Below are 22,372 nucleotides of genomic sequence, written 5' to 3'. Positions count from 1 at the left end.
AGCACCTGAAAATCTAGGGTTCTTTGTGCCTTAAATTGCTAATCTCGAGGATAACTGAATCCGGCTCGACGGCACTCCGATGTTTTACCAGATCGAACGACCAACGGCCACGGGCTTTCTCGACTTCCGCGGCGTAATCCCTGCCTTTATGGAAAAAAGCTCTTGTATCTTTGCCAATCATCCAAGGCGATGTGTAGGAAAGAAGCGGATCGAGCTCGGCAAGGGCTCTGGCGGAGATGCGCTCGCAATCGGGAAGGGCCGTAAAGGCTGATTCGATTCGCAAAGGATGGACTGAACCCCTGGCGCCCGTTTCATTGAGCGCCACTCGAAGAAACGCGGCCTTTTTCTGATTGCTCTCAACCAGATGAACCCATCCCTGTTGTGTCTCGGCCAGAAAGATGGCCGTTATCACGCCAGGGAAGCCACCCCCGGAACCAAGATCGAGCCATCTATATGGATGAGGGGAGAGTTGGAAGATTTGGGCGCTGTCAGCAATATGACGCCGCCACAATTCGTCCAGTGTGGAGGGAGCAACCAGATTGATGGCCTTTGCCCACTTCTGGAAAAGCGCTGCAAAGTGCTCAAGCTTCTCCTGCGTTTCACGTGAAACACTCTTGCCGTTCAGAAGCATTACAGGACTCGCTTGACGCGCTGCGGTGCAGCTTCTTCTTTGCGAAGGAGTGCTAGAATGAGCGCAAGGGCAGCGGGCGTCATTCCGTCAACCTTGGACGCCTGTGCCAGATTGCCGGGGTTTGCCGCCGTTAGCTTCAGTTTGAGTTCATTGGAAAGTCCCGGAAGCGCTGAGAAATCAAAGGCTTGCGGGATAATTCGTGCCTCGTCCCGGTGGGTGGCGTGGATGTCGGCCGCTTGCCGGTTCATATAGACCGCGTAGGACGCCTCGATCTCCAATGCTTCGGCAACCTTTGGCGGAAGTTGCTCCAGTTCCGGCCAGATTGTCGTAAGCGCATTCAGCGATTGGTCGGGATAAGCCAATAACTCATACGCCGTCCGTCGCTGGCCGTCCTTATTCAACTTCAGACCAAAGCGATGTGCCTCATTGGGCGTCAGGTTGCGAGACTGCAGTAATTCCCTGCCGGCATCTAGTGCCTGGGTATAATCGCGAAACCTTGATGCCCGTTCTGCTCCCACGCAACCAAGTTCGATAGCATTTTCAGTCAATCGAACATCCGCATTATCAGCTCGAAGCGAAAGGCGATATTCAGCGCGCGACGTAAACATTCGGTAAGGTTCGGTCACCCCACGGGATGTCAGATCGTCCACCATGACTCCGATGTAGGAATCGGCGCGGCTGAAGTGATAGGCGTCGTCGCCGGAAGCTTTACGCGCGGCGTTCAGCCCGGCAACCAGGCCCTGAGCCGCAGCCTCCTCATAACCCGTCGTTCCATTGATCTGGCCCGCAAGAAAGAGKCCGGGAATCTTCTTGACTTCAAGGGCGGCGGTCAACTCCCGCGGATCCACGTGATCATATTCGATTGCGTAGCCGGGCTGGATGATCGACACCGCCTCCAAGCCTGGAATGGTGTGAATGAACGCTGCCTGAACCTCGGCGGGAAGCGAGGTCGAAATGCCGTTTGGATAGACAGTCGAGTCGTCCAAGCCTTCCGGCTCCAAAAAGATCTGATGCCCGTCGCGTTCGCCAAAGCGGACGATCTTGTCCTCGATCGACGGACAATAACGCGGACCGACACCCTCGATCTGCCCGGAATACATCGCAGACCGATGGATATTGTCCGAAATGATCCTATGCGTCGCCTCCGTCGTGCGGGTGACGCCACAGGCAATCTGCTTCGTGGTAATTCGGTCGGTCATAAAGGAGAAAGGCACCGGATCTTCGTCGGCTTCCTGCCGGCCAACCCGTGCCCAGTCGATCGTATTTCCGTCCAGCCGGGCAGGCGTACCGGTCTTCAGCCTGCCGAGCCGCAGGCCGAACCGTAAAAGGGTCTCCGATAACCCCAGGGAGGGAGCCTCCCCAACGCGACCTGCGGGGACCTTCTGGTCACCGATATGGATCAAACCCCGAAGGAACGTGCCGGTCGTTAGGACAACCGTTCCGCATCCGAATCGACGACCATCCTTCAATTCCACGGCCGTCACGCGGTCAGCCTGGATTTCCAGGTCAAACGCGTCCCCTTCAATGACAGTGAGATTGGGGTGGTTGAAAATCTCGCGCTGCATCGCCTGGCGGTAAAGCTTGCGATCGGCTTGCGTCCGCGGCCCGCGCACCGCCGGCCCCTTCCTTCGGTTGAGAAGGCGGAACTGGATGCCCGCGGCATCCGCAACACGTCCCATCAGCCCATCGAACGCATCGACTTCACGCACAAGGTGACCCTTGCCAAGTCCGCCAATTGCGGGATTGCAGGACATGACACCCACCGTCTGCCGATTATGGGTTATAAGAGCGATCTGTGCGCCCAAGCGCGCAGCGGCACTCGCAGCCTCGCAGCCAGCATGTCCGCCACCGATGACGATTACGTCGAATGTCTTTTCCATTTGGTCACCTTATGAAACCGCGCAAAGCGCCCTGTTTCACGTGAATCACTTACCGATGCAGAACTGCGAAAAGATTACGTCAAGGAGCTGTTCCACATCGACCCGGCCGGTGATGCGGCCCAATGACGACGCAGCCGCCCGAAGGCTCTCCGCTCGAAGATCAAGTTCCTGGCCGTTTAACGCTTCTGCGATAAAATGGGAAGCCTCTTTGAGATACTGAAGATGCCGCTGCCGGTTGGGAACCAGCGATCCGGACCAAGCTTCCTTGAGCTTTAACAGGATCCGTGAACGCAATTCCTCCAGCCCATCTCCCGTTTCACTGGAAATGGCAAGGTCATAACCAGCCGATGGTCGGTGCATATCGACCTTGGTGCCGATCCGCAGAACCTCAGCCTTCACGCTGTCGTAAGTCTGTTTCGAGTCCGAATCGATCTCTTCGAGCTGCAAGACGAGATCGGCCTGCTCGATGGCAATCCTGGCCCTGCGAACGCCTTCCTGCTCGACGCGATCCTCGCTTTCGCGCAGCCCGGCCGTATCGAAGAAACGAACGAGGTAGCCCTCCATATCGATATCGACATGCAGGAGATCCCTTGTTGTCCCGGCAATCTCGGTGACGATTGCAACGTCCCGTTTTGCCAATGCATTGAGCAGGCTGGACTTACCGGCATTGGGCGGCCCGGCGATAACCACCTTGTAGCCGTCTCGGATAATCTCGCCCGCCTTTGCAGAAGCGATATGTCCCTCGATCTCGAAATAAAGATCACCGACCTCTGTCCAGACCCTGTCGGACACCGACCCCGGGACGTCATCCTCATCGGCAAAATCGAGTTCAGCCTCGATCAGCGCGCGAGCTCGGGTCAATCTCTCGGCCCAACCCATATAAAGCGCCGACTGCCCACCAAAACCCTGCTCGACCGCCAGGCGGCGTTGCATCTCGGTCTCGGCGGCGATGAGATCCGCCAGGCCTTCGACCTCGACCAGATCCAACTTGCCGTTCTCGAACGCGCGGCGCGAAAACTCGCCCGCGTCCGCCAGCCGAAGTCCGATCGCCTCCAGTTCCTGATAGACGGCGGAAACGACGGCGCGGCTGCCATGCAGATGCATTTCAACACAATCCTCGCCGGTAAACGAATTCGGACCAGCAAACGCCACAACCAGAGCCTGGTCGATCATCAGACCGTTGCGGCTTCGAATCGTTCTGAGTCCGGCCTTCCGATCGGCCGACAGTTCACCAGCCAAAGACACCGCGGCGTCGAAAGCCTGCGGACCGCTCAAGCGGATAACAGCGACACCCGCTGGCAGGGTGCCGCTCGAGAGCGCGAAGATCGTATCGTTGTCTGCCTGGGCCATGGGTTCAACTTACCAGAGGCGGCACTAAACTGAAAAGCGCCCGGCAAAACCGAGCGCTCCATATCTAATTTGAATCCGGCTAAGGATCAGGTGTTCATCGAGTCGAAGAAATCGCCATTGGTCTTCGTTTGCTTCAGCTTGTCGATCAGGAATTCGATCGCATCCGTGGTGCCCATCGGGGCAAGGATACGGCGAAGCACGAAGATCTTCTGGAGATCCTGGCGTGGCACCAGCAGGTCTTCCTTACGTGTGCCGGACTTGAGGATGTCCATCGRCGGGAAGATGCGCTTGTCGGCGACCTTGCGGTCGAGCACGATTTCCGAGTTGCCGGTGCCCTTGAATTCTTCGAAGATAACTTCGTCCATGCGGCTGCCGGTATCGATCAGCGCCGTCGCAATGATCGTCAGCGAACCGCCTTCTTCGATATTACGAGCGGCACCGAAGAAACGCTTCGGACGCTGCAGCGCATTGGCGTCGACGCCGCCCGTTAGAACCTTGCCGGAGGAGGGCACAACGGTGTTGTAGGCGCGGCCGAGGCGGGTGATCGAGTCGAGCAGAATGACGACGTCGCGACCGTGCTCGACGAGGCGCTTGGCCTTCTCGATGACCATTTCGGCGACCTGTACGTGGCGTACGGCCGGTTCATCGAAGGTCGAGGAGACGACTTCACCCTTCACCGACCGCTGCATGTCCGTGACTTCTTCCGGCCGTTCGTCGATCAAGAGGACGATCAGATAACATTCCGGATGATTGGCGGTGATCGAGTGGGCGATGTTCTGTAGCAGAACGGTTTTACCGGTGCGCGGCGGCGCGACGATCAGGCCACGCTGGCCTTTGCCGAGTGGCGCCACAAGGTCGATGACGCGGGCGGAGAGATCCTTGGAAGTCGGAACTTCCAGTTCCATCTTGAACCGCTCGTTCGGATAGAGCGGCGTCAGGTTGTCGAAGTGGACCTTGTGGCGGATCTTTTCCGGGTCGTCGAAATTGATCGTGTTGACCTTGAGAAGGGCGAAATAACGCTCGCCTTCTTTCGGACCGCGGATCGGGCCCTCGACCGTGTCGCCGGTCTTCAGCGAGAAGCGGCGGATCTGGGAGGGTGAGATATAGATGTCATCGGGACCGGGCAGATAGTTTGCGTTCGCGGAACGCAGGAAACCAAACCCGTCCTGCAAGACCTCGACCACGCCTTCGCCGATGATTTCGACGTCCTGGCTCGCCAGAACCTTGAGGATCGCAAACATCAGTTCCTGCTTGCGCATGGTGCTGGCGTTCTCGACCTCCAGTGATTCGGCGAAGGTCAGCAAATCGGTGGGGGATTTGCTCTTGAGTTCTTGAAGCTTCATTTCAGCCATGAAGGGGGGACCATATTGAGAATTTCGGGGGGATAGGCGTGTCGGTGAAATTCGCTACCGCGGAAGATGATCCGGGGACGACAGGAAATTACACGCATGCCACGAGATGAGATGGGGAGGAAAATAGCGATTCACGTGGAACGCCGCAAGGGGCAAGACGGAAATCTTGCCAAAGAAAGAATATCCTCGCGTCAGAACGGTTTCACGATCACCAGAATGACGATCCCGATCATCAGAACGGTCGGGAGTTCATTCATCATCCGCCAGTAACGCGGCGTTTTTCGCGGACCATCGACCGCGAAGTTGCGCACCGCGCGGCTGAACAGCACATGCACCATTGTGAGCAGCACGACAAGCCCGATCTTCGCATGCAGCCAGCCGCCACGAAACTCGTAGACGTCCCAAGCGAGAAAAAGACCGAGAACCCAAGTGATCATCATCGCCGGGTTCATGATGATCTTCAGGAGCCGCTGTTCCATCATCTTAAAGGTTTCGGACTGCGCCGAGCCGGGTTCCGCATCGCTGTGATAGATGAACAGCCGCGGCAGGTAGAGGAGGCCCGCCATCCAGGACATCACCGCGATCACATGGAAAGCCTTGATGTAGAGAATAAAATCATTCGGTTGAGCGAGATAGACAGCAACCAGGATAGCGATGAAGACGGCAAGCGCGACGAAGGCGCGCAGTGCCGATCTCCTCCCCGCCGGCGTGCCCGTCTGCAGCTCCTCTCCACTCACGCGCTCGCTCCCCGCACACGTTCGATCAGCTGGCGCACGTGATCCGGATTAGCCTCCGGGGTGATGCCGTGGCCGAGATTGAAGATCAGCGGCCCATGCCCAAGCTTAGCGAGAATGGCGTCGATACCCTCCTCCAGCGACCTGCCGCCGGCGACAACCCGCATCGGATCCAGATTGCCCTGCACCGGGCCATCCTTCTGCAACTCGGCCGCAAACGACAGCGGCACCGACCAGTCGAGGCCGATCGCATCGGCTTTGGTCTTCTGCCGATAGGATTTCAGGTTCAGGCCCGCACCCTTGGCGAAGGCGATGATCTTCGCCTGTGGTCGCGCGCTGCGGACGATCTCGATCATCCGGGCCACAGGCTTCACGGCATAGGCGTCGAATTCCTTCTCGCCCAGAACACCGGCCCAGGAATCGAAGATTTGCACGGCGTCGGCGCCAGCATCGATCTGCGCGATCAGATATTCGGCGGAAATTTCCGCAAGCAGCGACAGCAGCCTCTCGAAGGCTTCAGGATGCCGATAGGCGAACAGCCGGGCAGGGGCCTGATCCGGCGTCCCGTGGCCGGCGATCATGTATGTCGCAACCGTCCAGGGCGCACCACAGAAACCGAGCAGCGTGGTTTCCTGTGGCAGTTCCTGTCTCAGCCGGCGAACCGTTTCCATGACCGGAGCGAGATGGGCAAGAACGCCTTCGCCCTTCAACGCCTGGATACCAGCGACATCGATCGGATCCATTTGCGGACCTTCGCCCTGCACGAACCGCACGTTCCGGTGCAGCGCATCGGGGATGACCAGGATATCGGAAAACAGGATCGCCGCATCGAAACCGTAGCGCCGGATCGGCTGCAAGGTCACCTCGACAGCCAGATCCGGCGTGTAACAGAGATCGAGAAAACTTCCGGCCGCCGCCCGCGTCTCCCGATATTCCGGCAGATAACGTCCCGCCTGTCTCATGAGCCAGATTGGTGGCGGACTGACCGTCTTGCCTTCCAGCACTTGGATGATCTTCCGGTATGCGCCGGTCAATGGGTTCTCCCTAAAAATATAAGAAATGAATCTTTCTAGATTTCTATTTCTTAGAGTCGGTGAGTAGCAAGGATTAAAGTCAAATCACAGCCGACGCGACGATCCGCCGCTTTGCAGCCACTCGCGGGACAGAAAATCACCTCCGGTTGACGGATCTTGGGATAGCTTGAATTTCGCAAGTTATTTCAGGAGGATGGCGGGAAATGGAATTCGGCGCTATCTGTGGATAAGCTGGGGAGGAAAAAGAGCGACGAAGAGCCTATCCCCAGAACGCACAAGCAGGCCTGATCCGCATCCGCAGGAACTGCGAATGTGGAAAACCAGGCGGTTTTCCCGAGGCCTGGTTCCGGCCTGGGAGAACCCGATGGTCTCTCCCGAGTTATCAACAAAGGGTTAAGTTTAGCGTGGAGAACAGAAAAAACTTCTTCCATCTGCATCTCATATCTGACTCGACGGGCGAGACTCTCATCTCCGCCGGCAGGGCGGCCTCGGCGCAATTCCAGTCGTCGCTAGCGGTGGAGCATGTTTATCCGCTGATCCGCAACCGCAAGCAGTTGCTGGCCGTGCTCGAAGCGCTCGATCGCGAGCCGGGCATCGTCCTTTATACCATCGTCGATCAGGAGCTGGCCGAACTCATCGATCAGCGATGTCGGGAAATGGGCCTACCCTGCGTCAATGTTCTCGAACCGGTCATGGCGACCTTTCAGGCTTATCTTGGGGCGCCGTCCCGTCGCCGTGTCGGCGCCCAGCACGCGCTCAACGCTGATTATTTCAAGCGCATCGAAGCGCTCAATTTCACCATGGATCACGACGATGGCCAGATGCCGGAGGATTATGACGAGGCGGATGTCGTGCTGATCGGCATCAGCCGCACTTCGAAAACGCCGACCAGCATCTATCTCGCCAATCGCGGCATCAAGACCGCCAACATTCCGATCGTGCCGGGTGTGGAACTGCCTGATAGCCTATACCGCGCGACCCATCCATTGATCGTCGGTCTCATTGCGACCACCGACCGGATCAGCCAAGTGCGTGAAAACCGCGAGCTCGGTGTCACCCAGGGTTTCGACCGGCGCCATTATACGGACCGCGCGACGATCAATGAAGAACTGAAATATGCCCGCGCGCTCTGCGCCCGCCAGAACTGGCCGGTCATCGATGTGACGCGCCGGTCGATCGAGGAGACGGCAGCCGCAATCGTTGCGCTGCGCCCGAAGCTGCGTTAAGCGAATCCGCTCGCAGCCTTTGGGAGATTTTCGTGACAGCGCCCCTCGTACTTGCCTCCTCCAGCCCCTTCCGCCGGACGCTGATGGAAAATGCCGGCCTGACGTTTGAAAGCCGTGCGGCCGATATTGATGAGCGGAAGATCGAGGCCGGATTGGAAGGCGCAAGTCCGGACCAGGTGGCGCTGACGCTTGCTAAGGCAAAGGCGGTGGATGTGAGCCGCCATTTCCCTGGCGCACTTGTGATAGGCTCGGATCAGACCATGTCGCTCGGAAGCCGGGTTTATCACAAACCGAAGACCCTTGCCGAAGCGAAAGAGAATCTGCTTTCCCTTTCAGGCAAGACCCACAGGCTGAACAGTGCAATCGCTTTTACGCGTGATCACGAGATCGTCTGGGAGCATGTCGCGCATGCGGACCTGACCGTCCGCGCGCTGAACGAAACCTTCGTCGATCGCTATCTGTCGCGTGTCGGCGAAAAGGTCTACGGGAGCGTCGGGGCCTATCAGCTCGAAGGGGAGGGTATCCAGTTGTTTTCAAGGATCGAGGGCGATTATTTCACCATCCTCGGCCTGCCCATGCTGCCGCTCCTCGAGAAGCTGCGCGAATTGGGAGCGATCGATGGCTGATTCACGTGAAACATTTTTGGTTAATGCTTTCGTAACCGGCTGGCCGGTGAAACATTCTCGCTCGCCGCTGATCCACGGTCACTGGCTGAGACAGTTCGGCATTGCCGGGTCCTACACGGCCGAGGCTGTCACAGAAGCGGATTTTCCCGCCTTCATCCAATCGCTGAAAGACGGGAGTTCCGGTTTTCGCGGCGGCAATGTCACCATTCCCCATAAGGAACTTGCCTTTAAGCTGGCTGACCGGCCGGATGATCTTGCCGAAGAACTCGGGGCATCGAACACGCTCTGGATGGAAGACGGACTGCTGCATGCCACCAATACCGACGGCCACGGGTTCACCGCCAATCTCGACGACCGCCATTCGGGCTGGGACAAGATCGGCCGCGCCGTGATTTTGGGCGCCGGCGGCGCAAGCCGCGCTGTCATCCAAGCGATACGGGATCGCGGCCTCGGTGAGATCCATGTGGTCAATCGCACGGTTTCACGCGCCGAGGAACTGGCCGATCGCTTTGGTTCGAAAGTTCACGCCCATCCTGTCGAAGCGCTTGACGAGGTCATGTCCGGCGCAGGCCTTTTTGTGAACACGACCTCGCTCGGCATGGACGGCAGCGAAGCGCTGAAGATTGACTTCTCACCGCTGGCGTCCGGCGCGGTCGTCACCGATATCGTCTACGTCCCGTTGAAAACGCCGCTGCTTACTCAGGCCGAAGAACAGGGTTTCGCGATCGTCGACGGGCTCGGCATGCTGCTTCACCAGGCCGTACCGGGTTTCGAAAAATGGTTCGGCCGTCGCCCGGTGGTCGACAAGGCACTCCGGGATCTCGTCATCGGCGATATGGAAAAACACGGATGATCGTGATCGGCCTCACCGGCTCCATCGGAATGGGAAAATCCACAACCGCGAAAATGTTCGCGGAAGAGGGCGTCCCGGTGAATGACGCCGATGCCGTCGTCCACGATCTCTACCGCACCGACGCAGTGGCTCCTGTCGGTGACGCGTTTCCCGGCACGGTCAAGGATGGCGTCATCGACCGCCAGGAACTTTCCCGCCAGCTTTCGGCGTCGCCCGAGAAATTCCCCGTCCTCGAAGCGATTGTCCATCCGCTGGTCCGCCGGCGCGAGGTCGATTTCCTGACCCACCACAAAGAGGCCGGCACCGATCTTGTACTCCTCGATATCCCGCTTCTTTTCGAGGTGAAGGGCGAGGATCGCGTCGATGTCATCGTCGTCGTTACCTGCGATCCACAGATACAGCGTGACAGGGTGCTTGCGCGCCCGGCCATGACGGAGGAAAAATTGGCGATGATTCTCTCCCGCCAGATGCCCGACGCGGAAAAACGCAAAAGAGCCGATTTTCTCGTCGATACGGGCCTTGGACTGGAAGCGGCGAGAGAACGGGTTCGCGAGATCATCGCGTCTCTGAAGGCCGGAAAGACGAGCGAGAAAAAGCCAAATGCGTGAGATCATCTTCGATACGGAAACCACGGGCCTCGAATCGAAGGTCGATCGGGTGATCGAAATCGGCGGCATCGAGCTGATCAACAATTTTCCGACCGGCAGGACGCTTCATCTCTACATCAATCCGGGCGACCGCAAGGTTCATCCGGACGCGCTTGCGGTCCATGGCATTACCGACGAGTTCCTGAAGGACAAGCCGAGCTTCGGCGATGTCGTCCAGGAGATCATCGAGTTCTTCGATGGCGCCAAGTGGATCGCCCATAACGCCACCTTCGACATGGGCTTCATGAATGCAGAATTCGGTCGCCTCGGCCTGCCGCCGGTGATGTCCGACCAGGTCATCGACACTCTGGCCATGGCCCGCCGCAAACACCCGATGGGTCCGAATTCGCTTGATGCGCTCTGCCGCCGTTACGGCATCGACAACGCCCACCGTACCAAGCACGGCGCGCTGCTCGACTCCGAACTGCTCGCCGAAGTCTATATCGAGATGACGGGCGGCCGTCAGACGGCGCTCGGCCTGATGGGCAACGAACGGTCTGCGACCGTGATCGAGGTCGATGAAGTCGTGGTGGCGGTGACCGGCCGCCCGCGGCCGCTTGACCGCCGGCTGACGGAGGCCGAGATCGAAGCGCATGCGGCCATGGTCACGTCGCTGAAGGACAAGGCGGTCTGGCTGAAGTACAAGCAGGCCCAATAAAAAAGCCCGGGTCGAAACCCGGGCTCTTTCGTCAAATCGAAAAATCCGATCTCAGCTGTCGAGTGCCTGGACCTTGGAGCGAGCCTGTTCTTCGGCCATGCGCTGAGTGAACATCTGCGCGAAATCGATCGGGTCGATCATCAGCGGCGGGAAACCGCCGTTGCGCGTCACGTCGGCGATGATCTGGCGGGCGAACGGGAACAGGAGGCGCGGGCACTCGATGAAGAGGAGCGGCAGCATGTGCTCCTGGGGGAAACCCGTGATGCGGAAAACGCCGCCGTAGACCAGCTCGGCCGCGAAGACGATCTTGTCGCCTTCCTTGGCTTCGGCGTTCAGCGTCAGGATAACATCGAAATCGGCGTCGGAAAGCGGATTGGCATTGACGTTGACATTGATGTTGATCGCCGGCGCTTTGTCGCGCGCCTGCAGCGAGCGAGGAGCGCCCGGGTTCTCGAAGGAGAGATCCTTGGTGTATTGCGCCAGGATGTTGAGGGACGGCGTTTCGGCCTGGTTGTTATCATCTGCCATTGGGATTTCCTCGAGGCTTTGGAGCGTTGAGGCCCTCTAACATTTCGCTTGTGGGCTTACAACCCTGGCCAACGGGCTGAACCGCTCAAGGTTCCTTGCTTTTAGGTCCGGCCCAGGGCGAGGAGGGATCGGGATCGCGATGGTAGTCCTGCTCGTCGAGATCGACCACCGGCCCGGTTTTGTTGGCCTCCGGCGAAGGCCTCGGACTTTCGTAGCGATAGCTCTTGCTGCGAGGCGAACGGACGACGACGATACGCCGGCCGATCACAGACCAGATCAGGCTGCGCACGAAGGGAATGAACAGCGCAAGCCCGATGATGTCGGTGATGAAACCGGGCAGCAGCAGCATGATGCCGGCGACGACGATCATCGCCCCGTCGATCAGTGCGCGGCCGGGTGCGCGGCCGTCGCGGCTCTCGGTGGAAATCTGTCTCAGGATCTGGGTGCCCTGGTTGCGCAGCAGGATGGCTCCGAGCACCGCCGTACCGATCACCAGGCCGAGCGTCGCCCAGAGGCCGAGTGCTTTGCCGACCAGCACGAAGCCCGCGATTTCGGCGAGCGGCCAGCCGATAAGAAGAAGCGGCACGAGAAAGAAGCGCATGGTATTCCCTGTGTCGTGATATCCAGAAGTGCGCAAAGCGCTAACGTCTTCGCCATTTGAATGATAGGCGTATGCAGACTATATGAGAAACTGCACCGAACTTTTAAACGCCAAATGCGGGTTAAGATGGGCTCTAACGACTTTATAACACTCTTTTTCCTCGTCGCAGCGGTTCTGATCTTCCTGCAACTGCGCAGTGTGCTCGGACGCCGGACGGGAAGTGAGAAGCCGCCGTTCGATCCTTACAGCCCCCGCGACGTCGCAAAAAACCCGGGCGGCGACGACAGCAAGGTCGTGACCCTGCCGCGCCGGGACGCCACTGAGGACGAGCAGCGTTATGCGGATGTCGACGCTCTCGCCAAGCCGGCTACGCCGCTTAACGCCGCGCTGCGCGAATTGGTCAAGTCCGATCCCGCTTTCCGTCCCCGCGAGTTTCTCAACGGCGCCCGCATGGCGTACGAAATGATCGTTATGGCTTTTGCCGACGGCGACCGGAAGACGCTGAAGGGCCTTCTCTCCAAAGAGGTGTTCGACGGTTTCGATACGGCGATCACCGACCGGGAATCCCGCGGCGAAGTGGTGAAGTCCACATTCGTCGGCATTGACAAGGCGGATATCACCCATGCCGCGGTCAAGGATGCCGAGGAACAGATCACCGTCCGCATCGTCAGTCAGCTGATTTCCGCCACCTATGACAAGGCCGGCGCACTGATCGACGGCGACCAGGAAACCGTGGCCGAAGTCACCGACATCTGGACCTTCGCCCGCGACATCCACTCCCGCGATCCGAACTGGAGATTGGTCGCTACCGAATCCGAACAATGACCTTGAGCTCTGCGGATTATACTCTACGGCCGGTATCCTTCTCCGATCTTGCGGGGTGGGGCGATGACGATCCGACGGCACTGTTTGCCGGCATGCGCGCGTCGCTCGAGCATATCCGCAAGGTCAAGCCATACCGTACCGGTTCCCTCGGCCTGACCGCCGAAGAACTCGGCACCCTCATCGAAGCCGCCCGGGACCTCCCGGGCGATGCCGTTTCCGCCAGGGCCTTTTTCGAAACCCATTGCACACCCTTCCTGATCGCGCGCAGCGACGGCCGGCGCGGTTTCGTTACCGCTTTTTATGAGCCGGAAATCGAGGTCTCGGAAACGCGGGACGAGGTCTGGGCGCATCCTTTCTATTGTCGCCCGGACGATCTTATTGATCTCGACGACGGCAACCGTCCGGCAGGATTGGACTCCGGCTACATGTTTGGCCGGCAGACACCTGACGGAATCGAGCCTTATCCGGATCGCGGCGAGATCGATCGCGGATTCCTCGAAGGCCGCGGCCTGGAGATCGCCTATGCGAAATCCAAGGTCGATGTCTTCTTCATCCATGTCCAGGGCGCCGCAAGGCTGAGATATCCGGACGGCAACATCCGGCGGATCACCTATGCCGCCAAGGCGGGTCATCCGTTCTCGCCGATCGGCAGGCTGCTGATCGACCGTGGCGAGATCGATCCTGCGAAGATTTCCATGCAGAGCATCCGAACCTGGCTGGCTGAGAATCCGGCTAAGGTTGATGAAGTGCTTTGGCACAATCGTTCGTACATCTTCTTCCGGGAAGCGGACGTCTCCGATCCGTCGCTCGGACCGGTGGCCGCCGCCAAGGTGCCGCTGATCCCGGGGCGCTCGCTGGCGGTCGATCGCCAGATCCACACTTTCGGTTTTCCCTTCTTTATCCGTTCCGAGACGCTGACCCATATGGATGGCGGCAAACCCTTCGCGCGGCTGATGCTGGCGCTCGACACTGGCTCGGCGATCGTCGGACCGGCGCGGGGCGACATTTTTACCGGTTCCGGCTTCGAGGCGGGCGAGCTTGCCGGAACCGTGCGCAACGATGCGGACTTCTATATTCTCATCCCCAAGGCAGCGTCTGTCAGGTACCGCGGATGAAGGGCGGTCGCAAACTCGATCCGGAAGAGCGGATATTGTGGGGAAGGGTCGCGAAGTCGGCCCGCGCCTTGCCCGGCCGCATGAAGGAGATTCTGCAATTCGAGGAAGCGGAGGCCGCACAGATCGCCGCGGAAGAAGCTGCTGTCGAAGCGAAAAAGCCGAAACCCGCGCCGCGGCAGGAAAGTTATGCGGTCGAACTTCCGGTTGCCGTCCCCTCCAGGCGACCCGTAGGCTCTCATCAGCCGCTCGAAAAGCCTGTCAAGAAAAAGCTCGCCAAGGGCCGGCTGCCGATCGACGCCCGGCTCGATCTGCACGGACTATTTCAGGGCGAGGCCCACGACCTGCTTCTCGACTTTTTGCTGCGGGCCCATGAACGCGGGCTCCGCCATGTCCTGGTGATCACCGGCAAGGGCAGTTCGATGGGTAGCGAAGGCGCGCTGCGACGCGCCGTGCCCCTGTGGTTTTCGAAAGCCGAATTCCGCTTCCTGATCTCCTCTTATGAATGGGCTGCGCGCCATCACGGCGGAGAGGGCGCCATGTATGTGCGGCTTTCCCGCAGCCGCGGAGATCGGGAATGACGCCCTTCGGTCATGCATTGAGAGAGCTGCGCCGCCGCAAGGGCATCACCCAGCGCGGGCTTGCCGAGGCGATCGGCGTCACGCCTGCCTATCTCTCCGCCCTGGAGCATGGAAAGCGCGGCCGTCCGACGTTCGAACTGCTGCAGCGGATCGCCGGATATTTCAACGTCATCTGGGACGAGGCGGAAGAACTTTTCCGGCTGGCCGAAGCGTCCCATCCGAAAGTCGTGCTCGATACCGCGGGTCTGCCGCCATCATACACCGGCTTTGCCAACCGTCTGGCGCAGCGGATTCGCTCTTTACCGCCCGACGTGATAGAGGAAATGGACACGCTCCTCAAAAAAGCCGAGATGCGAGGCTGAATTCGCTACGCATCCACGGCTTTCATGCCGTATTGGCGAGGCTCAACCTTTAGAAACCGCCCCGATTTCCCTATATTCTGAGGGTGGAATAGCCGGTGATTCGCTTCACCGGCATCTCAAACGAATTGGAAGATAATTGATGACCGATACACCCGTCAGCGATAATGGCGCGAGTGCCGAATACGGTGCCGACTCGATCAAGGTTCTGAAGGGCCTTGATGCAGTGCGCAAGCGCCCCGGCATGTATATCGGCGATACTGACGACGGCTCCGGCCTGCACCACATGGTCTACGAAGTCGTCGACAACGCGATCGACGAAGCGCTTGCCGGTCATGCCGACCTGGTTACCGTGACCCTTAATGCCGACGGTTCGATCACCGTCACGGACAACGGACGCGGCATCCCGACCGACATTCACACCGGCGAAGGCGTCTCCGCTGCCGAAGTGATCATGACCCAGCTCCATGCGGGCGGTAAGTTCGACCAGAACTCCTACAAGGTGTCCGGCGGTCTGCACGGCGTCGGTGTCTCGGTCGTCAACGCATTGTCCGTCTGGCTGAAACTGCGCATTCGCCGCAACGGCAAACTCCACGAGATTTCCTTCACTCATGGTGTCGCCGACGGACCGCTCAAAGTCATCGGCGAATACGAAGGCCGTTCCGGAACCGAGGTCACCTTCCTCGCCAGCTCCGACACCTTCACGATGACCGAATACGACTATGGCACGCTCGAGCATCGCCTGCGCGAACTGGCCTTCCTGAATTCCGGCGTTAGAATCCGGCTAACGGACAAGCGCAAGCCGGACATCAAGGAGGAAGAGATGCTGTATGACGGCGGTCTCGAAGCCTTCGTCCGTTATCTCGATCGCTCCAAGAAGCCGCTGGTCGACAAGCCCGTCGCCATCAAGGGCGAGAAGGACGGCATGACGGTCGAAGTAGCCATGTGGTGGAACGACAGCTACCACGAAAACATGCTCTGCTTCACCAACAACATTCCCCAGCGCGATGGCGGCACCCATATGGCCGGCTTCCGGGGCGCGCTGACGCGCCAGGTGACGTCCTATGCGGATAGTTCCGGTATCACCAAAAAGGAAAAGGTAACGCTGCAGGGAGAAGACTGCCGCGAGGGCCTGACCGCCGTGCTCTCCGTCAAGGTGCCCGACCCCAAGTTCTCGTCGCAGACCAAGGACAAGCTCGTGTCGTCGGAAGTTCGGCCGGTGGTCGAAAGCCTGATGAACGAAGCGCTGAGCACCTGGTTTGAAGAACATCCGACCGAAGCGAAGATCCTCGTCGGCAAGGTGGTCGAAGCTGCCGTCGCCCGCGAAGCCGCCCGCAAGGCCCGCGAATTGACCCGCCGCAAGGGCGTGCTCGACATCGCCTCGCTGCCCGGCAAGCTTGCCGACTGCTCCGAGCGCGATCCGGCCAAGTCCGAACTTTTCCTCGTCGAGGGCGATTCCGCCGGCGGTTCCGCCAAGCAGGGTCGTTCGCGAGAGAACCAGGCGATCCTCCCGCTCCGCGGCAAGATCCTCAACGTCGAGCGTGCTCGTTTCGACAAGATGCTCGGAAGCCAGGAAATCGGCACGCTGATCACCGCGCTCGGCACGTCGATCGGCAAGGACGAGTTCAACGCCGACAAGCTGCGTTACCACAAGATCATCATCATGACGGACGCCGACGTTGACGGCGCCCATATCCGCACCCTGCTTCTGACCTTCTTCTTCCGCCAGATGCCGGATCTGATCGAACGCGGCCATATCTATATCGCCCAGCCGCCGCTCTATAAGGTCAGCCGCGGCAAGTCGATCCAGTACCTGAAGAACGAAGGCGCGCTGGAAGAATACCTGATCACCATGGGCCTTGAGGAAGCGACCCTGACGCTCGGTTCGGGTGAAGTGCGTGCCGGCCAGGATATGCGCGAAGTCATCCAGGATGCACTGCGCCTGCGCAGCCTGGTCGAGGGCTTGCATTCCCGCTATAGCCGCTCGATCATCGAACAGGCTGCGATCGCCGGTGCGCTCAATCCGGAGCTGACCGACAATCACGAACGGGCCCAGCAGACCGCCGACGAAGTCGCTCGTCGCCTCGATATGATCGCCGAGGAGACCGAACGCGGCTGGTCAGGCCATGTGACCGACGAGGGCGGCCTGCGTTTCGAGCGGATGGTGCGCGGCGTCAAGGAAGTCGCGGCCGTTGACGTGGCGCTGATCGGCTCGGCCGATGCCCGCCATATCGACCAGATGACCCCGCGCCTGCAGGAAATCTACCGCACCCCGCCGGTCCTCACGCGCAAGGACGGCCAGCAGGAAATGTCCGGCCCCCGCGCCCTCCTGGAATCGATCTTCGCAACCGGCCGCAAGGGCCTCTCCATGCAGCGTTACAAGGGCCTCGGCGAGATGAATGCCGAGCAGCTCTGGGAAACGACGCTCGATCCGAACGTCCGCTCGCTACTGCAGGTGAGAGTGAACGATGCGACCGATGCCGATGGTCTCTTCTCACGCCTGATGGGCGACGAAGTTGAACCGCGCCGCGAGTTCATCCAGGATAACGCGCTGAGCGTCGCCAACCTCGACATCTGAGGTTTAGGCTTCATAAAACAAGAAAGCGGCGGCCTGGGTAGGGCCGCCGCTTTTCGTTTGTCCAGCTCGAAAAATGTTTCACGTGAATCTTTTCTGTGGATAGGGATTCACGTGAAACAATTTGAGACGTCGCTGGCGCTCAGGGCTCTCCGGTAAACTTTCCTTCAAAGGCGATCTCCGAAACCGGCTTCCGCTTGTTTGGAAACTCTCGTTCGGCAAGATCGTCGGGAAGCGTGCTCCGGTCCGCAATCCGGCCGATCGCCGCCGCTGCCTCGGCCCGGTAACCTTCCGGAATGCCAAGCACTTCGACGGCCCTTTCCTTGTCGAAACCCTCCATGCCGTGCGCGTGATAACCGAGTTTCATCGCCTGGCAGATCACCGAGAACCAGGCAGCCCCCGTATCGTAGGAATGGGTGTAAGCGAGCCGGTGCTCGCCATTGCTTGCCACGCGATAGGTCTTCGAGACGACGATCATCAGCGCTGCCGCGTTCCGCGCCCAGCGCTGGTTACCCGGCGAAAGAATATCGACAAGCACCGGAAAAAAAGGCGTCCCACGCAGTGCATAGATGAAACGCCAAGGCTGGTTGTTGCCGGAGGAGGGCGCCCAGTGAGCGGCATCGAGGATCGTCAGCATGGTCGCCTGATCGATCGTCTCCTCGGTAAACGCCCGCGGCGACCAGCGGTCGAGGAAAAATGTATCGATCGGAAACTCCGAGTCGCGAGTGTTGCTGCTGGTCATGGGCATTCTCCGAAATTGCAGGTCGTGAGGAGGTTTAACATTAACAATAGGCCCGGTGACCTGGTTGGCAACAGACTTCTGGTTGGCTGAAAACGGGGGTGACAAGCCGGGGCGCATGTTTCATAAACCTCCTCGATTAAATGGAGGACCATGTTTTGAAACTGATGCGCATTGGTGAGCCGGGCCATGAAAAGCCGGCACTTTTTGACAACAAGGGCAAGATCCGCGATCTGTCCGGCCATGTAGCCGACATTGCCGGACCTGCGATTTCCCCGGAAGGCCTTGCCAGGATCGCCGCTCTCGATCCGGAAAGCCTGCCCGAACTGCAACCGACCCGCATCGGCGCCTGCGTCGCCGGCACCGGGAAGTTCATCTGCATCGGCCTCAACTATTCCGACCACGCCGCCGAAACCGGCGCGACCGTACCGCCGGAGCCGATCATCTTCATGAAGGCGACCTCCGCCATCGTCGGCCCGAACGACGACGTGGTCATCCCGCGTGGTTCCCAGAAGACAGACTGGGAAGTCGAGCTCGGGGTGGTCATCGGCAAGACCGCGAAATATGTCCCGGAAGCTGATGCGATGGATTATGTCGCCGGCTACTGCCTGACCAACGACGTTTCCGAACGCGCCTTCCAGAGCGAGCGCTCGGGCCAGTGGACCAAGGGCAAGTCCTGCGACACCTTCGGCCCGATTGGCCCCTGGCTCGTCACCAAGGACGAAATCGCCGATCCGCAGAACCTCGGCATGTGGCTCACGGTCAATGGCGAGAAGATGCAGAACGGCTCCACGAAGACGATGGTCTACGGCGTCCGTTATCTTGTCTCCTACCTCAGCCAGTTCATGTCGCTGCATCCGGGCGACATCATCTCCACCGGCACGCCTCCGGGCGTCGGCCTCGGCATGAAGCCGCAGCGTTTCCTGAAACCCGGCGAAGTCGTCGAACTCGGCATCGACGGCCTCGGCACCCAGCGCCAGACCTTCGTCGCTGACGTCTAAATAGAAGGAGGACTCATGCCCACCGGCGGGGCATGAGTCTTTAACCAGGCTTGGAAGGTGGAACTTTAAGGCTTACATGTCATTCTCAAGACAGCAGAATGATCTGCCGCCCCGCCTTCCTCTTGGCCAATTCAGCCGGTATTCCCCATAATGTTGCATCGCAATAGAAAAGTGCTTGCCTATCCTCACACTGCTCCTGAACCGATCGGTTCGATGTCCCTGTCGAATGCGCTGTCGGAAATCACGAAAGGTAGCACGTCGATGTTCTATCAGTTCTACGAGATGAACCACGCCGCAATGGCTCCCGTCCGCGCCGCCGCGGATGCCATGCACTTCTTCTATTCCAATCCGCTCAATCCGTTTTCCCACACCACGATGGGCCGCACGCTGTCCGCCAGCCTTGAAGTCTTCGAGCGCGTCACGCGCCGTTACGGCAAGCCGGCCTTCGATCTCCCCTTCACGACTGTCGATGGTGAGACCGTCGCGGTAACGGAAGAGATCGTCTGGACCAAGCCTTTCTGCAATCTCCTGCATTTCCGCCGCGATCTGCCCACCGGCCGTGCCCCGGACCAGAAGATCCTGATCGTCGCGCCGATGTCCGGCCACTATGCGACGCTGCTGCGCGGCACCGTGGAAGCGCTGTTGCCGAGCGCCGACGTCTACATTACGGACTGGATCGACGCCCGCATGGTGCCGATCACCGACGGCCGCTTCGATCTCGACGACTATATCGACTACATCATCGAGATGCTGCATGCGATCGGCCCCGGCGCCCATGTCATCGGGGTCTGCCAGCCTTCCGTCCCGGTGCTGGCTGCCGTGGCGGTGATGGAATCGCAGCGCGACCAGATGGTTCCGGCTTCGATGATCCTGATGGGCGGTCCGATCGACACCCGCATCAACCCGACCGCCGTCAACAAGCTTGCGGAAGAACATCCGATCGAATGGTTCCGCGATAACGTCATCATGAACGTGCCGTGGCCGCATACGGGTTTCATGCGCCGCGTCTATCCGGGCTTCCTGCAATTGTCCGGCTTCATGTCGATGAACCTTGACCGCCATGTCAGCGCCCACAAGGAATTTTTCCAGCACCTCGTCAAGAACGACGGCGAGTCTGCCGAGAAGCATCGCGAGTTCTACGACGAATATCTGGCGGTCATGGACCTCACCGAGGAGTTCTACCTCCAGACGGTCGACACGGTCTTCATCAAGCATTCACTGCCGAAGGGCGAGATGATGCACCGGAATGTACCGGTCGATACCAAGCTCATCCGTCAGGTGGCGCTTCTGACCGTCGAGGGCGAGAACGACGATATCTCCGGTCTCGGCCAGACCAATGCGGCGCAGACCATCTGCCCCAATATCCCCGATGACATGCGCCTGCATTACATGCAGCCGGATGTCGGCCATTACGGCGTGTTCAACGGCTCGCGTTTCCGCCGCGAGATCGCGCCTCGCATCGTTGCCTTCACCCAGAAACATGCCAGGTCTGTGGTCAAGAAGACTCCGGTCAAGCGGGTCATCAAGGGCGGCAAGGCCGGCTAGTCCGGTCGCGTCTTCGAATTCTGGTTTATATTTCAGCATCTTCTTGAATTTAATGATCCGTCTTCTTGAAGGCGGATCATGGGCTCACCAAATCGAATTCAGTCGGGCTGGCATGTGGCCACCCGCTGAAACATCAGGGTGTGACCAATGAACCAGTCAGCATTGATTCGTCCGGAGTGGACGCCGGCTACCATCGCGCTCATGGTGCTCGGTTTCGTCGTTTTCTGGCCGCTCGGCCTTGCCATGCTCGCCTATATTCTGTTCGGGGAGAGGCTCCGCGGCTTCAAGCGTGATGCCAACCACCGCGCCGACCGGATGTTCGCCGGCTGCCGTCGGGCGAAGTCCCGCTACAACACGCATTTCACCACTGGCAACGTCGCCTTCGACGACTGGCGCAAGACCGAGATCGACCGGATCGAGGAAGAGCGCCGCAAGCTGGATGAGATGCGCGAAGAATTCGACAACTATGTCCGCGAGCTTCGCCGCGCCAAGGACCAGGAAGAATTCGACCGCTTCATGCGCGAGCGGCAGAACCGTTCCTCCGGTCAGAACCCGGTTGTCGATCTCTGATCCTCCCAGGGATTCACGTGAAACGTGATGGGGAGCCGGCGTCGTTTAGACGCCGGCTTTCTTATGGAAAGGAATCGGCTAGAAAGGGTCCATGTTCGCGCTTCTGAAAAAGCCAGTCCGCTCCAAGCCGAAACCGCTCGAAACGGTGAAGCGGACCCTTGATGTCGGTGATCGGGCGATGCCGCTGACGATCAGGGAAAACCGCCGCGCCACCCGCATCACGCTCAGGATCGAACCCGGCGGCCGCGCGCTCAATCTCACCGTGCCGGCAGGTCTGCTGAAGCGCGAGATCGACGATTTCCTCGACCGTCACCAGGGCTGGCTCCTCACCAAGCTCGCCAAATTTTCGGCCGATAACCCGATCCGATCAGGCGGCCGCATCGCCTTTCGCGGCATGCCCCATCGGATCGAACATACCGGCACGCTGCGCGGCCTCACCGAAGCAGTCCTGGTCGATGGCGAACCGGTGCTGCGGGTCAGCGGCCTCGAGGAGCACATGGGCCGTCGGCTCTCCGCCTTCTTCAAGAAGGAAGCGCGCAAGGATCTCGAAGTGCTGGTCGCCCGCCACGCCGCCGGCATCCGCAAACCGGTCAAATCGGTCTCCATGAAGGACACCCGCAGCCGTTGGGGCTCCTGTTCCTGGGACGGAAACCTCAGTTTTTCCTGGCGCATCGTCATGGCCCCGCCTCTCGTCATCGATTATCTCGCCGCCCATGAAGTGGCGCACCTGAAGGAGATGAACCACGGCCCGAAATTCTGGGCGCTGTGCCGAGAGCTCTGCCCGCGCATGGAAGAGGCCCGAAAATGGCTGAAACAGCATGGGTCCCAGCTACATGCGATTGATTTCGAGTGACGAAGAAGGAAGCGCGAAAGGCGGCGGTGGGCGTGGCACCCCCCTCTGCCCTGCCGGGCATCTCCCCCTCAAGGGGGGAGATTGGCTGGGAR

General features: G+C 59.6%; 23 protein-coding genes. 14 read left to right on the top strand and 9 right to left on the bottom strand.

Annotated elements, in window-relative coordinates:
• Window positions 1-13: 13 nt before the first annotated feature.
• The 6 genes from rsmG to hemE all read right to left on the bottom strand — a co-directional run bounded on the left by rsmG (window position 14) and on the right by hemE (window position 6,909).
• Complete coding sequence (rsmG, locus tag AC1D3C_RS23085; protein ID WP_477484496.1) at window positions 14-631, bottom strand: 16S rRNA (guanine(527)-N(7))-methyltransferase RsmG; 618 nt, start codon at window positions 629-631, stop codon at window positions 14-16.
• Window positions 631-2,511: a tRNA uridine-5-carboxymethylaminomethyl(34) synthesis enzyme MnmG gene (gene mnmG / locus AC1D3C_RS23080; RefSeq protein WP_477484495.1), complete on the bottom strand. Its 1,881-nt coding sequence runs from the start codon at window positions 2,509-2,511 to the stop codon at window positions 631-633. Before mnmG ends, rsmG begins: the two co-directional genes overlap by 1 nt.
• 45 nt (window positions 2,512-2,556) lie before the next feature.
• Entirely contained in the window at window positions 2,557-3,861 is a 1,305-nt protein-coding gene (gene mnmE / locus AC1D3C_RS23075) for a tRNA uridine-5-carboxymethylaminomethyl(34) synthesis GTPase MnmE (protein WP_477484494.1), read from the bottom strand.
• Window positions 3,862-3,947: 86 nt separating this feature from the next.
• Window positions 3,948-5,213 carry a transcription termination factor Rho gene (gene rho, locus AC1D3C_RS23070; protein WP_477484493.1) on the bottom strand — a complete coding sequence of 422 codons (1,266 nt, stop codon included), beginning with the start codon at window positions 5,211-5,213 and terminating at the stop codon, window positions 3,948-3,950.
• 191 nt (window positions 5,214-5,404) lie between these two features.
• Complete coding sequence (gene hemJ, locus AC1D3C_RS23065) at window positions 5,405-5,950, bottom strand: protoporphyrinogen oxidase HemJ (RefSeq protein WP_477484492.1); 546 nt, start codon at window positions 5,948-5,950, stop codon at window positions 5,405-5,407.
• Window positions 5,947-6,909, bottom strand: a complete 963-nt coding sequence (gene hemE / locus AC1D3C_RS23060; RefSeq protein ID WP_477484582.1) for a uroporphyrinogen decarboxylase — start codon at window positions 6,907-6,909, stop codon at window positions 5,947-5,949. Before hemE ends, hemJ begins: the two co-directional genes overlap by 4 nt.
• Window positions 6,910-7,385: 476 nt before the next feature.
• Between hemE and AC1D3C_RS23055 the strand changes: the two genes are divergently transcribed.
• The 5 genes from AC1D3C_RS23055 to dnaQ are packed head-to-tail and all read left to right on the top strand — an operon-like array spanning window position 7,386 to window position 10,991.
• A complete protein-coding gene (locus tag AC1D3C_RS23055; RefSeq protein ID WP_247033251.1) occupies window positions 7,386-8,207 on the top strand; it encodes a pyruvate, water dikinase regulatory protein in 822 nt (273 codons plus the stop codon).
• Between the two features lie 32 nt (window positions 8,208-8,239).
• A complete protein-coding gene (locus AC1D3C_RS23050) occupies window positions 8,240-8,833 on the top strand; it encodes a Maf-like protein (protein ID WP_477484491.1) in 594 nt (197 codons plus the stop codon).
• A complete protein-coding gene (locus AC1D3C_RS23045; RefSeq protein WP_477484490.1) occupies window positions 8,826-9,686 on the top strand; it encodes a shikimate dehydrogenase in 861 nt (286 codons plus the stop codon). Before AC1D3C_RS23050 ends, AC1D3C_RS23045 begins: the two co-directional genes overlap by 8 nt.
• Complete coding sequence (coaE, locus tag AC1D3C_RS23040) at window positions 9,683-10,294, top strand: dephospho-CoA kinase (RefSeq protein WP_477484489.1); 612 nt, start codon at window positions 9,683-9,685, stop codon at window positions 10,292-10,294. The genes AC1D3C_RS23045 and coaE overlap by 4 nt, the downstream gene beginning before the upstream one ends.
• Complete coding sequence (dnaQ, locus tag AC1D3C_RS23035) at window positions 10,287-10,991, top strand: DNA polymerase III subunit epsilon (protein WP_477484488.1); 705 nt, start codon at window positions 10,287-10,289, stop codon at window positions 10,989-10,991. The genes coaE and dnaQ overlap by 8 nt, the downstream gene beginning before the upstream one ends.
• 51 nt (window positions 10,992-11,042) lie before the next feature.
• Here dnaQ and secB read toward each other — a convergent pair whose 3' ends face one another.
• Together secB and AC1D3C_RS23025 are read right to left on the bottom strand one after the other, a co-directional pair.
• The gene (secB, locus tag AC1D3C_RS23030) at window positions 11,043-11,519 is read right to left on the bottom strand and encodes a protein-export chaperone SecB (protein ID WP_038591599.1); all 477 of its coding nucleotides are present in this window, start codon (window positions 11,517-11,519) and stop codon (window positions 11,043-11,045) included.
• Between the two features lie 85 nt (window positions 11,520-11,604).
• Entirely contained in the window at window positions 11,605-12,120 is a 516-nt protein-coding gene (locus tag AC1D3C_RS23025; protein ID WP_038547374.1) for an FxsA family protein, read from the bottom strand.
• A 126-nt stretch (window positions 12,121-12,246) separates the two neighbouring features.
• Here AC1D3C_RS23025 and AC1D3C_RS23020 point away from each other — a divergent pair, with 126 nt between their 5' ends.
• From AC1D3C_RS23020 to gyrB, 5 genes are all read left to right on the top strand, one after another.
• Entirely contained in the window at window positions 12,247-12,945 is a 699-nt protein-coding gene (locus AC1D3C_RS23020; RefSeq protein WP_038594330.1) for a Tim44/TimA family putative adaptor protein, read from the top strand.
• Window positions 12,942-14,060, top strand: coding sequence for a murein transglycosylase A (mltA, locus tag AC1D3C_RS23015; RefSeq protein ID WP_477484487.1), 1,119 nt, complete (start codon window positions 12,942-12,944; stop codon window positions 14,058-14,060). Before AC1D3C_RS23020 ends, mltA begins: the two co-directional genes overlap by 4 nt.
• On the top strand, window positions 14,057-14,638 hold the full coding sequence (locus tag AC1D3C_RS23010) for a Smr/MutS family protein (RefSeq protein ID WP_477484486.1): 582 nt from the start codon (window positions 14,057-14,059) through the stop codon (window positions 14,636-14,638). Before mltA ends, AC1D3C_RS23010 begins: the two co-directional genes overlap by 4 nt.
• Window positions 14,635-15,000, top strand: a complete 366-nt coding sequence (locus tag AC1D3C_RS23005; RefSeq protein WP_477484485.1) for a helix-turn-helix domain-containing protein — start codon at window positions 14,635-14,637, stop codon at window positions 14,998-15,000. The genes AC1D3C_RS23010 and AC1D3C_RS23005 overlap by 4 nt, the downstream gene beginning before the upstream one ends.
• Window positions 15,001-15,139: 139 nt before the next feature.
• Window positions 15,140-17,575 carry a DNA topoisomerase (ATP-hydrolyzing) subunit B gene (gyrB, locus tag AC1D3C_RS23000; protein WP_247033264.1) on the top strand — a complete coding sequence of 812 codons (2,436 nt, stop codon included), beginning with the start codon at window positions 15,140-15,142 and terminating at the stop codon, window positions 17,573-17,575.
• 139 nt (window positions 17,576-17,714) lie between these two features.
• On the opposite strand, the gene AC1D3C_RS22995 is transcribed toward gyrB, so the two are convergent.
• Window positions 17,715-18,314 carry a nitroreductase family protein gene (locus AC1D3C_RS22995; protein ID WP_247135323.1) on the bottom strand — a complete coding sequence of 200 codons (600 nt, stop codon included), beginning with the start codon at window positions 18,312-18,314 and terminating at the stop codon, window positions 17,715-17,717.
• Between the two features lie 155 nt (window positions 18,315-18,469).
• On the opposite strand from AC1D3C_RS22995, the gene AC1D3C_RS22990 reads away from it, so the two are divergent.
• The 4 genes from AC1D3C_RS22990 (at window position 18,470) to AC1D3C_RS22975 (ending at window position 22,280) form a co-directional block, all read left to right on the top strand.
• Complete coding sequence (locus tag AC1D3C_RS22990; protein WP_477484484.1) at window positions 18,470-19,312, top strand: fumarylacetoacetate hydrolase family protein; 843 nt, start codon at window positions 18,470-18,472, stop codon at window positions 19,310-19,312.
• A gap of 261 nt (window positions 19,313-19,573) precedes the next feature.
• The gene (locus AC1D3C_RS22985; RefSeq protein ID WP_247135357.1) at window positions 19,574-20,857 is read left to right on the top strand and encodes a polyhydroxyalkanoate depolymerase; all 1,284 of its coding nucleotides are present in this window, start codon (window positions 19,574-19,576) and stop codon (window positions 20,855-20,857) included.
• A 147-nt stretch (window positions 20,858-21,004) separates the two neighbouring features.
• Window positions 21,005-21,427: a DUF2852 domain-containing protein gene (locus AC1D3C_RS22980; protein ID WP_038547389.1), complete on the top strand. Its 423-nt coding sequence runs from the start codon at window positions 21,005-21,007 to the stop codon at window positions 21,425-21,427.
• A gap of 91 nt (window positions 21,428-21,518) precedes the next feature.
• Window positions 21,519-22,280, top strand: a complete 762-nt coding sequence (locus AC1D3C_RS22975) for a M48 family metallopeptidase (protein WP_477484483.1) — start codon at window positions 21,519-21,521, stop codon at window positions 22,278-22,280.
• Window positions 22,281-22,372: the final 92 nt, after the last annotated feature.

This window comes from Neorhizobium sp. P1_A6 (assembly GCF_056406795.1).
The sequence above is the reverse complement of the archived record's forward strand: the minus strand, read 5'-3'. Positions and strand labels throughout refer to the sequence as shown.